We start from the raw sequence: 15,424 nt of genomic DNA on the forward strand, positions 1-15,424 counted from the left end.
GTGTCGCGGCGCCGGCGATCCGAGTTTCGATCGCGACAACGACCAAGGGGCTAGGAAAACCATGATCACGTGGCTACGGTGAGGTCATGGCGAGCTGGGAGGACGTGAGCAGAATCGCGCTCGCGCTGCCGGAGACCGTCGAGGCCACGTCGTACGGCCAACGTGCCTGGAAGGTGACGACGAAGGGATTCCTCTGGGAACGGCCCCTTCGCCCCGCCGACCTGGACGCGCTCGGGGACGCGGCGCCGGACGGACCGGTTCTCGGTGTTCGAGTCGCCGACGTCGGCGTGAAGGCGGCACTGATCGCCGACAACCCGGAGATCTACTTCACCATTCCGCATTTCGACGGCTACCCGGCGGTCCTGGTTCACCTCTACCGGATCGGCGTGGCCGAGCTGGCGGAACTCGCCGAGGAAGCRTGGCTCACCCGCGCGCCCAAGCGCCTCGCCCAGCGGCTTCTCGCGGACCGCGGCTGACTGGCCGTACCGCGGGTCTCTCGTTGTAGATCGAGGAAGCCCGGCTTGCCCGGCCAGGCGTCCAACAGGCCGAAGCCGGTGGCGACGGCCCGGACCGCCGCCATGTCCGCCGGACTGCCGGGCCGCCGGGGCCGCCACCGGTATCGCCGTCACGCCGCCATTCTCGGCGGGACCCAAGGCGCGGCGGTTTTCCAGTCAGTCGTTGTGGGCCGACGCGGCCTCCTTTCGGCCTCACGACGACTGACCGAGCCCCAGGGCCCAGGCAGGACGCCTGGCTGGGCCGGGCGCTGGCGCGGCGGAGTGTGGCGCGGCGCTCTGCCGGCCGCCCCGGTCATTGGGGGGCGGCCGATGAAGACGGTGCCATCGCGCTCGGCGATCCGGGTGAGCAGCGGCGGGATCTCCTCAAGTCTCCTCTGTGACGCCCCGGACCGGAGACGTGCCCGAACTGGGGCTTGTTCTGGACCGGGCCGAGATCGGACCCCGGGTCCATGCCGTCGCCGACCCTGACCTTCGCGCCCCGGGCCGCGAGCGCGTCGATGACGTCTGGGGCGATGTCTGTGGCCGCGGTGTCCTCGCGGCGACGGTGCGCCGCGGCCGTGGTGCTTCGTCGCGCGGTGCCTTGTCTCGGCGGTCCCTCGTCCAGGCGACCTGAGCGCGGTCGCGGGGAGCCCTCCAGCCGCGCCGTCCACCGGCCCGATGGCCACAGGAGATGCTCCAGAGGGGGCGAAGAACGGCCGGTGGATTCATCGTGAACTAGCGGAAAAACCATTCGCTGCGCCTCCGAGGTATGGACGACGCCAGAGACAGGGTAAAATTGTGGCCGGCCGCGAGAACGAGTGGAGAAATACTTGAATCCTCGCTGCCGGTGGAGTCGTCGATCCTGTGTGAGGCGATGTCGGCGCTCGCCGCGTGCGCGACGCCTCGTCACGTCGGTCATGAAATTTGGCTAGGAACCTGACTCGAGGGCACGGATTTATGATCTTCATCCGTGAACCGCGGCCAGCGCGGTTACCGGCTGGTGGGTCGGCGGTGAGTCGTTGTTCTTATGCTTTGCCGGAGGTCCCAGGACGCCGATGGAAAGCGGAGATGCCTCTTATGACGACCGTCGTCGAAATCGATCTTCAGAATCCCGACCTGACCGCGGACACCGAAACACAGAACGAAATTTTCCTGAAGTTCTTCAACTCCGGTGACGGCGAGCTGTTCGATCGTCTGTACCGTCCGGACGCGATCTCCAATTTTTCGGGAGAGCCACTTATCGGTGAGCCGCGGCGAGCGTTCTTCAAGGAGTTCCTTGCCACGAAGCCGCTGCTGAAGGCCGACGTGACCCACGCCTACGTGGCTGGTGACGTCGCGCTCATCGGCGTGCGGTACAGCATCGACGGGACCACTCCCGACGGCGCCCCGCTGCGCCTGGCCGGCAACTGCACCGATGTGCTGCGGCGTGGCGGTGACGGCCGGTGGCTGATGGCTATCGACCGTCCGGTCGCCGGCCCGCTGCTTGGAGATCAGTAGCACTTCGTCGGATCATTCTGATACGTCAGGTCACCCTGACGATCTGTCGAATCGCTCTGAACTGGCGTCTGCTTCGGCGCCGGTGCAGGTGATCTCTGTCTCGTGTCCGCCGCGGATCACAGGCGCGGGCGACGCCCGGGCGACCCATGGCCGTCGGCGCCCGCCGCGAGCGCCTGGCTCGGCATCGGTCAGAACCGGTCCCGAGCCAGGCGTGTCCGCGTCCCTGCTCCATGATCTGTCTGTCCGATCGATGGACCGACGTCCTGCGAGTCCCGTCGACCGGGGCCTGACCAGGTACGACAAAGCTGCGGCCCGCTTTACGGCCTGCCTGCCTTGCTCCTCGTGATTGAATTGGTGACGTGCGTAGTCACAGTCGTTCTGGGGGTTCTGGTAGCGGGAGGCATGGATGGCCCGTCAGCCGTACCTGTGTGGTCTGGATGCCGCCATGGACGTGGTCGGGGGGAAGTGGAAGGCCTTGATCCTCTGGGAACTGCGTGTTGACCCACGTCGCTTCGGGCAGCTGCGCAAGGCGTTGCCAGGGGTGAGCGAGAAGATGCTCGTCCAGCAGCTCAGAGAGCTGGAGGCGAGGGGTATCGTGYGTCGCCAGGCATACGACCAGGTGCCTCCCAAGGTCGAGTATTCGCTCACAGATCTCGGTTCGTCGCTGATGGATGCGATCTGGCCGCTCGCGCTTTGGGGTGAGAATAACCTCGAGAACATCGGCGCTGCCGTCCCCGCCGCCTCCGGGCGGAGCTGAACGGTCTCGCGTCGTCGCCTTGTGGTCAGACCAGTGCGGTCTGACCACAAGGCGACGATGACCGAATGCAGAACTCGCTTCCCTGCGAGCCGTTTTTCGCGCTCCTGCCGGCCGGGAGTCTTGATGACCAGCCGGCGCCTGGCGAATTGTTCGACGCTGCCGGGTTCAAAGAACAGACATCTTATGGACGGCTCGGGCTTCGGCGACCGATGATTCTGGAAGGCCGGGCATAGCAGCTCGACGTCAGCATCTGTGTTGTTGACTGGGTACTGCTATCGGAATCCGTATCCGCTTCCGGTCGTCTTCGCGAACATATTTTTTGTTTGTAAGTTTTTATTTGTCGTGGCCGCTGATGTGGACCGTCGCCTGCCGTGATGGCGTCCGCTCACCGCCAGCGGATTCCCTGTGTCTCGGCGGCGGTGCAACCGTGTAGATGGTTGTCGATGGCCGACGGCCGATCGCGTGGGCCCGGCACTGCRCTCCGACGCGCGGCGCGGATGTGCCAATAACGTCACTCACCAAAAAGTGGGTAGTGACCAGAAAGTAAGTACTTGATTGCCGTCCACCGCTCGCTGAACATCTCATCTGTGTCGCCACGGCCGGAGAAGCGCGCCGACCTGTTGATACTCGTCCGGCAACTCGTGTCTGCCTCCGAAAAGATTGACGAGATGTCTACTGCTGTGTTCCGACCCGGGGGTTACCTTCTGTGATGGCGAGTGGAGATGATGTGGTCCCAGTCACGCTCATCGGCCTGGGGGTCATGGGCCAGGCGTTGGCCACCGCACTCGTCGAGGCCGGGCACCCTTTGACGGTATGGAATCGCTCGCCCGACAAGGCAACCGAGGTCATCCGCAGGGGCGGGCGGCTCGCGTCCTCGGTGGCCGACGCGATCGACGCCAGCGACCTGGTGATTATCTGTGTCTCCGGCTACGACGTGGTACGAGCGATCTTGGACCCGGTGGCCGAGAGTCTCAAGGGCAAGGTGCTGCTCAACCTGACTTCCGGTGACTCCACAGCCGCCAGGGACGCCGCGAGGTGGGCGAACAAGAACGGGTTCGAGTACCTGGACGGCGCGATCATGGCGATCCCGCGGGTGGTTGGGACGGAGCACGCCGTATTTCTCTACGGTGGCTCGGCTGCCGCATTTACCAAGATCGAGAACACGTTGAAGACGTTCGCGCCGGTCGGTACCACGCATTTCGGCGAGGACCATGGGCTGGCCTCGCTGTACGATGTCGCCCTGCTCGGTATCATGTGGGGCTTCCTCAACAGCTTCCTGCATGGCGCGGCGCTCCTCGAGACCGCGGGAGTCAAGGCAGCGGTCTTCGCCCCGTACGCCAACCAGTGGATAGGCGCCTGTACGGCATTTGTGGCGTCCTACGCCGACCAGATCGACGAGGGTGTATATCCCGCTCTGGATGCCACAATCAACACCCATCTGGCGACCATGGTGCACCTGCGACACGAGAGCACCGCCGCCGGTATCAACGCGGAGTTGCCCGTCCTTTTCAAGAGCATGGCTGACCGTGCCATCGCCGAGGGACATGGAGAAGACAGCTACGCCGCCATGATCAAGCAGTTCCGGCGGGCCTCGGCCTGAGACCGCCGGGAGCCAGGACGCAGAGGCGGGTCCACTCCGCCCCGGAGTGGACCCGCCTTACGGGATCGCGACCGCACCCAGGCCGCCGGGCGGCCACCTTGACCGTCTGCACCACGCGGCCTGCCCGAGCGAGTTCATCCGCCGGCCGTGATCGCCCCGGCTACTCGCGGCGCACCTCAGCCAGCCGGTTCCAGGCTGGCGGGCGGCGACCGCCCGTCTCATTTGAGCCTGGCGCCTACCGTGTCGCTCGCCGGTGGGTCCCCTGCGGGCTTGTGGCGCTCCGGCGTCTCCATGATCTTTCGATGGTCATCGCGCCTACCGATCCGTCGGCGGACACGATTGCCGAGGTGAGACGGTCCCCGGCCGCAGGTAGGAAGATCGCCTGCGCTCATCAGGGGAGATATCTGTGTGACCGCCTGTGTGAAGTCCCTGGTGGCCGCTGACAGCGCGCCGCGACCAGATACCCAGATGATGCTCGAAAATCTACTCTCCGTCATTGAGCTGTGGGAATCGACCCGTCGGAGTGAGTGGTGAATGACCGGCCTGTGAGCCGTTGTTGACCGGTTTACCTCCAGTGGCCAGTACAGTCGCCATCGCAGAGCTGAGCAGTTTTTGGACTGGCCGGCCGGCCGTGGGKAGTGGAATCGGCTTGGTAGCTGTACCGCTAGCAGGTGGAAGATACATATCCGCCAGCGCAGATTTCTCGCGAGTAATCCACGAAGACTTTCCATCCCTGGGCAACKGTGACTTCTGAACTCACCCCGCAAGCGGCTGAATCCGTCCCTGCGGGACGCAGACAGCCTTGTGGCCTTACCCAGCTGGTCGGAAAAAAAGACGGTCGAAGGCGTTTGGCTGCTCGGGAAGTCAGTTGCAAGATGAATTCGCGAAGGAGTATCCATGAATTCGCAAGGCGAAGAGCCTGTGCTTCTTTCTGATCGCCACGTCGGGCGTCGATCATTGCTCAAAGGAGTCGGTGCGACCGCTCTGGCAGTTTCAGTCGGTGCTGCGACTCCTCGTGCCGCCCATGCGCTGGAACCAGCTTCGCTGGATGCGATCATCGTCGGTGCTGGTTACGCCGGAAGTACGGTGGCGCGGGAGCTCGGGGCCCGGGGAATGAAAACGCTTGTGCTGGAGGCAGGTAATCGGGTCGGCGGCCGCATTCATACCAGCAGATTCGCCGGAGAGACGGTTGACCTGGGTGGTGGCTGGGTCGGTCCTCTGCAACCGCTCGTGAACAAGGAACTCGCACGATATGGCATCAAAACCCATGCGGACGTGGCTGCCGAGCGTGCCGTGATGCCGAGTGAAAGCGGATTCCAAAGCTGGTCAGCAGATGATGCCTTCGCCTACCAGGGCAAACTGTTCGCCGAGTTTTTCAAGGGATCGGAGTCGTACTTCGAGCGGCCCTACGAGCCGTTGTATCGCAGAGATCTTCTGGAGGTCGTGGACCGTCTCTCGCTGGCCGACCGGATCAAGCAAATGACCGTCTCCGCAAGGGATTTGAAATGGATTAACGGCGTCACGTCCGCATACGCCGGCGGTTCGAGTTCCATCGGCGCACTGACGGGAAAGGCCCAGTGGTACCAACTCGCCGGAGGTACCTKGGATGGTTTCTTGGCGACGGGCAGCATCAAGCCCGAGGGCGGCATGATCTCGCTGCTGCAGGCCATGTTCAACGAATCCGGCGCCACGGTTCGCCTCAACTCGCCGGTCAGGAGGATCACCGAATCGGCGGGCCGTGTGGAGGTCGAGGTGCTCGGAGGCGCCAGATACACCGCTMCGGTGGTCGTCGTGGCGAGCCCCACCAATGCGTGGCGCACAATTTCCTTCACCCCCGGCCTTCCTGCCGCGCACAGGGCTGCGGCAAACGAGGGGATAGGAGTTCCGCACGCGACCAAGATATGGCTTCATGTCCGCGGGACCATCGACGCGGTGTACGGACAGGGTGCCGAGGGCTCACCGATCCTGTTGATGATGCCGCAACAACAGCTCTCGGACGGGCGGCTAATGGTCGCATTTTCCAGCCCTTCACTGGACGTCAGCAGGCCCAGGCAGGTGGAGAAGGCGGTCAGACAGTTCCTCCCTGGCGCCTCGCTTGTCGGGTACCGAGCCACGGAATGGGCGAAGGAGAAGTACATCCTCGGCGGCTGGGGCCTGCGCAGGCCCGGTCAACTGCTCCGGTTCTTCCCCGCGATCGAGCGACCACATGGTCGCATCGTGTTCGCCGGCTCGGACATCGCCACAGGCTGGCATGGTGCTTTCATAGAAGGAGCGATAGAGACGGGCCTTCGCGCCGCGCGGCAGGTGGTGGCACTGACAGGCTGAGGCCTGGCGGGCGTCCCGATGCTCATCGTGGCGCCGTTCGTCCAGAGCCGCTCCAACATGACCTGGTGGCCTGGCAGGTCGCGCGACAGCACTCGCCCTGCAACCCCTCGCGCATCGCGGTGTCGTCCAGCACCGGGAAATCATGTACCTCATTCTGATTCGACCGGCCGGGGCGATAGGGCGCGCCGTCCGCCGCGGAACGGCGGGCGGGGAAGACGGCCGCCGTCGTGGCGGGTCCTGTTGCCCGCGCAGTCACCGCAATGCTATCAGGAGTCTTGCCGGTCGATGTCTGTCTGGATCGTGGCGCCGGCGATGAATCACCTCGCCGGTTGCGTCACCCGCGACCCACACCAAAAAGTAAGTGGTTGCAAAAATGTAAGTACTTGATGACTCCCGGTGGATGGTCAACGATTTATGTTGCGTCGCCAAGGCGGGGTACCGTTGTGCCCTGGATGGCGGCTCGCGTTGTTCGAGAAGTCTGTCCGAAAATGYGCATATCACGGAGGTCCTTCGTTCATGATCAGCAATCAGCCTGTCACTGTCATCGGGCTTGGCCCCATGGGACAGGCTATGGCCAACGCGTTTCTGGACAAGGGTCATCAAGTCACTCTCTGGAACCGGACGACGTCCCGAGCGGATGTCTTGGTGGCCCGCGGAGCGGTCTTGGCGAAGAGCGTCGAGGAGGCCGTCAAAGCCAATGAACTAGTGATTCTGAGTCTGACCGACTACGACGCGATGTACGCCGTGCTGGAGCCGGTCACGGGGACGCTCTCCGGCCATGTGTTCGTCAACCTGAGCTCCGACAACCCAGAGAAGACCCGCGCCGGCTCGCGCTGGATCACGGAGCGAGGCGGGGTGCACATCACCGGTGGGGTCACTGTCCCCCCCGCTGGCATCGGTCAGGCCGAGTCCAAGACCTTCTACAGCGGGCCGAGCGCGGAGTTCGAGCAGCACAAGTCAACTCTGGAAGTAATATCCAGCACGGATTTTCGCGGTGAGGAGCCGKGGTTGGCGGCGCTCATGTACCAGATCGGGATGGCGATGTTCTGGCCGTCCATGCTCAGCTACTGGCAGGCCATAGCTGTGGCCAATGCCAATGGTCTCAAAGCGGCCGACATCCTGGCACATGCCAACGAGACGATGCTAAACATGCCCAACTTCCTTGGCTTCTATGCCGAGCGCATCGACAGGGACAACCACGAGGGCGACGTCGACCGCCTGGCCATGGGCCTGGCCAGCGTCGAGCACGTGTTGCACACCATCGGTGACGCGGGCGTTGATACATCGTTCCAGGCCGCCGTGGTGGAGTTCTTCCGCCGAGGCGTGGACGCCGGTCACGCGAGCGACAGCTTCTCGAGGATCGTCGAGCTGATGAAGAAGCCCGGGAGCTAGCCGCTACAGGGCACGTCGGTGATCGATGAGACGTGCCCTGCATGCTCTTGGAGGAGAGCCTTCTGGCGTCACTTCTGGCATGGCGACGAGTCGCCATCAGTGCCCAGAAGGCTCTCGTCTTTTCTCCGGAATGTCCAGCTTGTCGTCGTGGTGGACCGTTTCGCATGGCCGCCTGCGAGCGACTGGTTCGTCGGATCGGTCTCGCTTCTTCGGGAGAACAGCGAGGAACGTGTGGCGTGGGCAGACCGACGTTGCCATCGTACCCGCGGCCACGATGGCAACGCAGACGAGGCAGGAAACAGAAAAAGGGTGATCATCGCAGTGATGTCACCTGTCGGCGGAGGCAAAACCGGTATACGCGCCCAGCCTGAACGCCGCGTCGATCGCGATCAGCCGGTAGGCTCCGGCCTGGTCGGTTAGCCCGGATCTTTCGTGTCTCGGTCGGGTGTGATMGCGGGCTGTCCTCTCTCCCTTGTTGATGTTGAGTTTTGGTGGTCGGTCCGGGTGTGGCCGTGGTGGGGTGCCCCGGCTGTCGTGCGGGGTGGACGTCCGGTCCACGTCCGGAACGGTGTTTCTCCTGGTCGGCGGGTGGGAGGTGGGTGGCCCGGGGCTATCCGGGAGCGGGCAGGGCGCGCAGGGTCGTGATCGCCGCGACGGCGAGTGTGGTCCAGGGGTGGCGGGTGGCCAGGTGCAGCACGGTGGTGCGGGCGTGGTGGGCGAGCCGGCCGGCGAGCCAGAAGAGGCGGTGGCGTAGCCGTTTCGGTTCCCAGCGGCGTGCCGGCTGGTCGGGCAGGGCGAGTAGCTGGGTCCAGGCGGTCAGGTCGAGGGCGAGCGCGACGAGGGCGCACCAGACCCTGTTCTGGGCGAAGTCGTGTAGCGGCAGGTTCGCCAGGCCGGTGTCCTTGGCGCCGTGGATGCGGTCCTCGCAGCGGGCTCGTCGGCGGTGGCGTAGCTCGAGGTCGGCGAGCTGGCCGCGGGCCGTGTTCGTCGCGAACGCGGTGATCCGGTTGCCGTCGACGTCGGTGGTCCGCAGCTGGGCGCCGGGGTGGGCCGTTCCTTGCGGGCGATGACCCGCAGGCCAGGCGGCCAGCCGGTCAGGTCCATCAGGCCGGTCAGCTCGGCGACGAACGCACCAGGGCGGGGCTTTCGGTCGGCGTCGTAGGCCGGCGTCCACGCCGTCTTCGGGATGCGGGCGACCAGGTCGGCGGCGTTGTCGGGCAGGGTGAACCCGACCGAGTAACCCAGCCGTCGGCCGTGCAGCCAGGCCAGGAACGCGTGGGTGCCACCGGCCGCGTCCGCGCGCACCAGCCCGACCTGCCTCGGCGCAGCCGCCGGGGCAGCTGGCCCAGCGCCTTCGTCACGACCGCGATGTGGTCGGCCGCCGTGTTCGACCCGGAGCTCCCCGGCCGCAGCAGCACGGCCGCCGGTTCGCCGGTGCCCGTGACACGGTCGGGTCCGAGGCCACCAGACCGAACAGCTCCGGCTCGGCCCGCAGCAGGCCGACATCCGCCAGGCAGTCCCCACCCAACGTCAACATCAGCGCCAGATCGATCAGCACCTTCGCCGGATCATGGGTCGCCAGCGGCGAGCACCACGGCGCCAACTGTTCGGACAGCACCCGGCCCAACCCGGTCACCCGGACCGTCTCGGTCAGCAACACCCCACCARCACACGACACGACACCGCGGCCGGCGCCGTCGACACGGACAGACGGGTAGACACCGGTAGGCTTCACCGCGAAGGTGCTCCTTGGTACGGGATGGGTCAGGCCCTCAGCAAGCCCAATCCTCCCAGCTCAGGAGCACTTTCCTATTTCCAACACCCCAACAGACGATCACCCACACGAAAGCCCTGGGTTAGCCGGMCGTCACGAACCGCCGCCGCCGCACGCTTCGGCCGGTGGCCCTCCCGCGGACCTGGACCCCCAGGGCCAGACCTGCACCACCAACGCCATCAGCGGCCAGCCCGTGAGGTGGTTGGATCGCGGGCCGCGTGGTCGATGACCTACTGGTAGGGGCCGGTCATCCGGGCGCCTCTGGCGGCCGGATCCAACACTCGCGTGATCGTGGTGATGAGGCCGCCGCGACCAGCCCGCGGAACCCCGTCAGAAGTACGTGGTCCCGCGGGCGTGGTCCGAGGTGCCGCATGCCTCGGAGCCCGGTCACGAGCAGTCTTCCCGGCTGCCTCAGTCCACGGAGGTCAGCTGAATGGCTTCGGTGGGACAGACGTCAACGACACTGGCGGCGGCCGCGATGTCCGCGGGGTCCACCAGGTCGGTCCTTCGTGCCACGGCGTATCCGTCGTCCCCTACGCTGAACAGTTGTGGGTGCATCGCCCCGCATGTTCCCGCGCCTTTGCACACCGTCGTGTCGATCGACAGAATCTTGCGCATTCTCCTTCCCCTCACCTGGTCACATCGGCCGGCCGCAGCTCGACCGGCAGAGACGGAAGGCTGCGAAGCAGCCAGTTCTCCTCAAATCGGATTTCCGCTCTGGGCACCGACAGGCGCATTGTCGGGAATCGACGTAGCAGCGCGGGGACGGCGATGCCGGTCTCGAGGCGTGCCAGGGCTGCTCCCATGCAGTTGTGCAGCCCGTACCCAAGCGCAAGATGTCGCTGCCCGGTACGAGTGATGTCCAGCCGTCGGGGGTCGATGTATTCCTCGGGGTCATTGTTGGCTGACTGAAGTCCAGCCACTACGGGTGTGCCGGCTGGAACCGGAACGCCCCGAATCTCCAGGTCCTCCTTAGCGAGCCGGAACAGACCCACGCAGAATGCACCGTCGTACCGAAGAAACTCCTCGACCGCTGTCGAGGAGAGTTCGGGGTGCTCCCGCAGCAGTCTGAACTGGTCCGGATGGTCCAGCAGAGCAAGGACCGCGGAGCCGATCAGGTTCCGGGTTGTGTCTATTCCCGCCATGATCATAACGGCGACCAGGGAGACGAGCTCGTCCTCGGAGAGTCGGTCCTCGCCGTCCCTGGCCTGGACGAAGACGGAGGTAAGGTCATCGCCCGGATTGCGCCGTTTCTCGGTGATCAATTCACGGCCGTAGCTCACGATCTCCTCGAAGGCGGCCGCCACGACCGACTCGTTGTCCGGGTTGGCGGGGTCTGCGTGGAAGGCGCGTTCGATGGCGTCGAGCATGTCAGCGAAGCGCTTGAGCGGGAAGCCCAGGATCTCGCCCGTGACATCGGCGGGAATCCTGCTCGCGAAGTCCATGACGTCGGGCTCGTCGGACTTCTCGAGACGTTCGAGCGTCTCGTTGATAATCCGCTCCACCGGCTCCTTCCAGGTGGCCACGCGGCGCGGAGTGAACGCTCCCATGGCCAACTTGCGCACCCGAGTATGGTCCGGGGGATCGAGTACGGTGAGGATCCTGCCGATCAGGGTACCCGCTCCGAAGATCATGCCAGACCGCTTGAATTCCTCGCTTCCCCAGGCGGCCCCGTCATTGCTGAAACGCTGATCGCTCAGGAGCGCCCTGACGTCGTCGTACCGGGAGAGGAACACCATCGGCACATCGCCGACGCCAAATCGGAAACGGTGAACCGGGTCATGGATCCGCAGCCAGTCGTACACCGAGTACGGGTCCTGATAATAGGCCGAGTCGAACAGCGTCGGCGCCTGCTCCGTTGTCTGCATGATTTAACCTCCTGGAAAGCGCCGGAACGGATCGTCAGAGATAGTCGGTGCCGGGCTCGAGTCCGAGCAGGACGCGGCCGTGTGCCTCGAGGGAGCTTGTCGGCGTCAACAGGCCGTGCAGGGAGAGTGCCGCGATGTCGCGGAACGCGCGCTGGAAGTGGTTGGTGCGCAGAATAGTGGACGCAGAGCTAATGTTGTAGAGCGTCTCCACGGCCTCTTTGGTCGACTGCACCAGGTAGCCGACCTGTCCGCGGACCACCGCCTTCTCGGCGACAGTCATCTTTTCCCCGCGGTCCGCGCGGCCCTGGATAACTTCCAACCAGTCCCGGGAGAGTGCCTCGCAGGCGGCGATCTGGTTCGCGGCCCGCGCTACCTGGATCTGTGTGTGCGGGTGTTCGCGCTGCTCGGTCCAGGACGTGTAGGTAATGCCCTTGCCTGGCAGCCGCTCGATGAACAGTTCCAGGGCATTCTGGGCAATGCCCAGGTAGACGGGGGCGCAGGTAGCCAGGACGTAGCTGAGAAGGTTGTAGTTGCGACCCTTCGTGTCCGCATTCCAGCGGTTGCCCGTGGACGCGTCGTAGACCGAGGTGTCCACCACCCGATGATCGGGGACGAACACGTCCTTTGCCGTGGACGTGGCGCTGTCGGTGCCCGAGGCGCCGAACACGTCCCAGTCGTCGGCGATGGTGATGTCCCCGGTCGGCACCAGAGCGAAGAGTTCCTCGTGCCTGCCATCCGGATGATCGACTGTGGCCGCGTGGACGTTCCACTGCGCTCCGCGCACGCCCGTGTTGAATCGCCAGCTGCCGTTGAGGATGTAGCCGCCGTCGACCGGGACGAGCGTGCCAGATGGGGTGAACCCGCCGGAGATTCGAACGGAGCCCCCTTCGAACACCTCCTCCTGAGCGCGGTTCGGGTACAGGCTGGCGATCCAGGCGGTAGAGACCCACACCATCGAGGCCCAGCCCGTCGACGCACATCCACGGGATATCGCGGTCAAGATCTCGGCTTGCTGCGCCACGGGGAGGTCGAGGCCGCCGAACCGTTCGGGAACCGCAATACGGAAGACCCTGGCCTCCTGTAGGAGCTCGATGTTCTCGTCCAGGATTCGGCGCTGGTTCTCGGTGGCCGCACCGTTGTTACGCAGGGATGGCACCGCATCCCGCACCGCGTCCAGTACGTTCAGGGCATCAGTACCGAGCCAAGTCATGCTGCCTCCGGCTGGGAATTCATGGGATCCACTTTTATCCGTCGGTTGCCGGGCTCACTTTATGTGGACGGCTGGAATTTCCCACCCATGCTTCGGTAATGGTTCGCTCACAGGTGGCGCGTTACGCGCTCTTCCTAGCCGACCGGAGGATGTAAACCTGACCAGGGTGAGGTCTCGAGGGGGTGCCTGAACGACCACCTGGTCCTAATCTCACTGGTCGCCAGCATTTTGGTGATCTGGCCCCGCCGCGTCGCCTGCCGGCTGCGGCCGGACAGTTGGGGGTCGAGGGCCGACGAGGGCTTCGACCCTCGTAGACCGTCGGATGTGACGGCGCGAGACTACCTACTCGGCGTGGCGAGCCGGTCATCCCAAGACTGAGGATCATGGCGGACCTGCCGTGCCGGCTGGTGTTGGAGCGGCGCGCGGAGAAGATGAGACCGCGCGTCCCGCGGGCCCGCGACATCGACCTGGACCAGCGCTCGCGACGGGCTGACCGCCCCGTCCGCGTCCGGGTCCTGCGGGATCGTGACGAAGCGCGGCGGGACGTCCAGAAGCAGGTCGGTGGCGAATTCTGGGAGTGGTTCAAGAGCCAGCGTCGCGACATGGCTCTCAGCGCCCTCCCACACGGGATCCTGGAGCGCGAGTTCCACCTCGGTTGTGGCGACCAGAAGCAGTGGTACGTCGCTGAGACGGGTGAGGCCGGAGACGAAAGCGGAAAGAACGTGATCAGCGAGGTGGAGATCGTCGACAAGGAGGACGACGGGCTGCTCGTGGGCGACGAGTCTCATAAATTGGCGGCAGGCGATCGACCTGGTCGCCGATTCGATCACGTCCTCAAGCCGGTGATCTGGCTCGACGAGCGGATGCAGACCCCGCAGAAGCTGGCGTGCCTCATCCACGTCATCGGTCAGCCGGGTGACTGTCCGTGCTAGCCGGTCCCACATGACCGCGTGGCCGCCCGGCGCCTCCGCGTCGCACAGGGAAAGCACAAGCGTTCGCCGCAGCTCGGCCGCGGTGCTGCGTTCAGAGTGCCGGGCCTGGTCCACGGCGAAGCGGACGACCCGGGACCGCGCCGCTGACAACTGCGCGAACTCGGCGAGCAGGTGGGTCTTGCCGGACCCGGGTTCACCAAGAATCGTCACCATCCGTGGTGTGCTCTGGTAGCGGGACCGCTCCAGCAGACCGGTCAGCAGGGCGATCTCCACCTCCCGGCGCGCGGCGGTGGCAAGGTGCTGATCGGCCTCGCGTCGGCGAGCCCTCGTCACCGTCCAGTCGCTGCCGTGTGCGGCGTCATCCCACCCGCCCGCGGCACGATAGTCGATCGCCTCCATCGTCCGTGCCCGTGTGGTCTCGCAGACCCGGATCTCGCCGGTCTGGGCCCGGCCGAGAAGAGAGTCGCAGAGATTGAGGAGACTGCCGCTGATAGACAGAGGCTGATCTGGGTCATCTGGCCGGTGACATACCAGGGCCGTGCCGGTCGCGACCGCGGCTTGCGACAAGAGTCGGCCCTCGTGGCTCGGGGCCGGCGGTGAATGCGCGGCGGATCTGAACCCTTCGCGAATCGCCAGTGCGGCCAGTACGGCTCGCTGGGGATGCTCCTGCTTGTTTGGTTCGGTGTCGAACACCGCCATCGAGACAGAGCCAATCGCCGCGGTGACGAATCCGCCGAACTTCTCGATACTTTTCTGGACCCACCGCGAGACGTCCTCCAGGATCTCGTCCACCGCGTAGGGGTCATCGTCCAGACTCCCAGCGTCCAGCTGGGCACGCACGAGCAGGACGCTGACATGCCGTTGCCGCATCGACGTGATCGTCGGAGACTCGGTGAGGAACTGGCCGTTCGTCGGCCGGCCGGCGTCGTGCGCGTCGACGTGGTCTCCCGCCGCGGTCGCGTCGGGCCGCACCTTGGCGACAGTCAGGTGATCGGCACTGGTCCTGACGGGCGGCGGCTGGCCGGGGAGGAATCGGGGTGGGTGAGTCGAGACAGGCGGGGCCGCCCGCGCTGGGGCCGCGGGCCTGGGGCCGTCGACGGTGAGCGCCGCCGAGCCGTACCGGATGGTCTGCCAGGTGGTGTCGCCTGGGAGGTTCAGCGCGGGATCCTGGCTCAGGATCGCCTGCTGCAAGGTCTGCAACTCGCGCCCAGGTTCAAGACCGAGCTCTTCGACCAGAACCGATCGTACTCGACTGTAAACATTGAGTGCGTCCGCCTGGCGGCCACTGCGGTACAGCGCGATCATCAGCTGGGCGTGAGCTCGCTCCCGCAGACCCGTGTTCTCCACCATGTGTTCCAGCTCGCCGAGTACGACCTGGTGGCGGCCTCTCGCCAGTTCCGCGTCGAAGAGATCCTCCATCGCGTCTCTGCGTCCGTTCTCGAGAGCGGATAGCTCAGGCCAGGTGATTCCGGCCTCCACGAGGTCGGCCAGGGCCGGGCCTCGCCACAGCTCGAGGGCCTGACGGAGAATGAGGGCCGCCGTGGTGGGGTCACCGATGGTGAGTGCCTCTCGTCC

General features: G+C 65.3%; 10 protein-coding genes and 1 pseudogene. 6 read left to right on the forward strand and 5 right to left on the reverse strand.

Annotated features, from left to right (window positions below):
- The first annotated feature begins 86 nt into the window (after window positions 1-86).
- From BL253_RS35380 to BL253_RS35410, 6 genes are all read left to right on the forward strand, one after another.
- Window positions 87-476, forward strand: a complete 390-nt coding sequence (locus tag BL253_RS35380) for an MmcQ/YjbR family DNA-binding protein (RefSeq protein WP_076822132.1) — start codon at window positions 87-89, stop codon at window positions 474-476.
- Window positions 477-1,571: 1,095 nt separating this feature from the next.
- A complete protein-coding gene (locus BL253_RS35390; RefSeq protein ID WP_076822135.1) occupies window positions 1,572-1,991 on the forward strand; it encodes a YybH family protein in 420 nt (139 codons plus the stop codon).
- Window positions 1,992-2,397: 406 nt separating this feature from the next.
- The gene (locus BL253_RS35395) at window positions 2,398-2,748 is read left to right on the forward strand and encodes a winged helix-turn-helix transcriptional regulator (RefSeq protein WP_076822137.1); all 351 of its coding nucleotides are present in this window, start codon (window positions 2,398-2,400) and stop codon (window positions 2,746-2,748) included.
- Between the two features lie 727 nt (window positions 2,749-3,475).
- A complete protein-coding gene (locus BL253_RS35400; RefSeq protein WP_241835427.1) occupies window positions 3,476-4,348 on the forward strand; it encodes an NAD(P)-dependent oxidoreductase in 873 nt (290 codons plus the stop codon).
- Between the two features lie 897 nt (window positions 4,349-5,245).
- Window positions 5,246-6,673, forward strand: coding sequence for a flavin monoamine oxidase family protein (locus BL253_RS35405; RefSeq protein ID WP_076822139.1), 1,428 nt, complete (start codon window positions 5,246-5,248; stop codon window positions 6,671-6,673).
- 516 nt (window positions 6,674-7,189) lie between these two features.
- Entirely contained in the window at window positions 7,190-8,065 is an 876-nt protein-coding gene (locus tag BL253_RS35410; protein WP_076822141.1) for an NAD(P)-dependent oxidoreductase, read from the forward strand.
- 610 nt (window positions 8,066-8,675) lie between these two features.
- On the opposite strand, the pseudogene BL253_RS35415 reads toward BL253_RS35410, so the two are convergent.
- From BL253_RS35415 to BL253_RS35435, 5 genes and pseudogenes are all read right to left on the reverse strand, one after another.
- Window positions 8,676-9,833, reverse strand: a pseudogene (locus tag BL253_RS35415) (IS1380 family transposase).
- 417 nt (window positions 9,834-10,250) lie between these two features.
- The gene (locus tag BL253_RS35420; protein ID WP_076822142.1) at window positions 10,251-10,457 is read right to left on the reverse strand and encodes a ferredoxin; all 207 of its coding nucleotides are present in this window, start codon (window positions 10,455-10,457) and stop codon (window positions 10,251-10,253) included.
- Window positions 10,458-10,468: 11 nt separating this feature from the next.
- Window positions 10,469-11,707, reverse strand: a complete 1,239-nt coding sequence (locus BL253_RS35425) for a cytochrome P450 family protein (protein WP_076822144.1) — start codon at window positions 11,705-11,707, stop codon at window positions 10,469-10,471.
- 34 nt (window positions 11,708-11,741) lie between these two features.
- Entirely contained in the window at window positions 11,742-12,917 is a 1,176-nt protein-coding gene (locus tag BL253_RS35430; RefSeq protein ID WP_076822146.1) for an acyl-CoA dehydrogenase family protein, read from the reverse strand.
- Between the two features lie 338 nt (window positions 12,918-13,255).
- The coding region (locus BL253_RS35435) for a BTAD domain-containing putative transcriptional regulator (protein ID WP_076822148.1) at window positions 13,256-15,424 on the reverse strand (2,169 nt) is incomplete at its 5' end.

This window comes from Pseudofrankia asymbiotica (assembly GCF_001983105.1).
Taxonomy (GTDB): domain Bacteria; phylum Actinomycetota; class Actinomycetes; order Frankiales; family Frankiaceae; genus Pseudofrankia; species Pseudofrankia asymbiotica.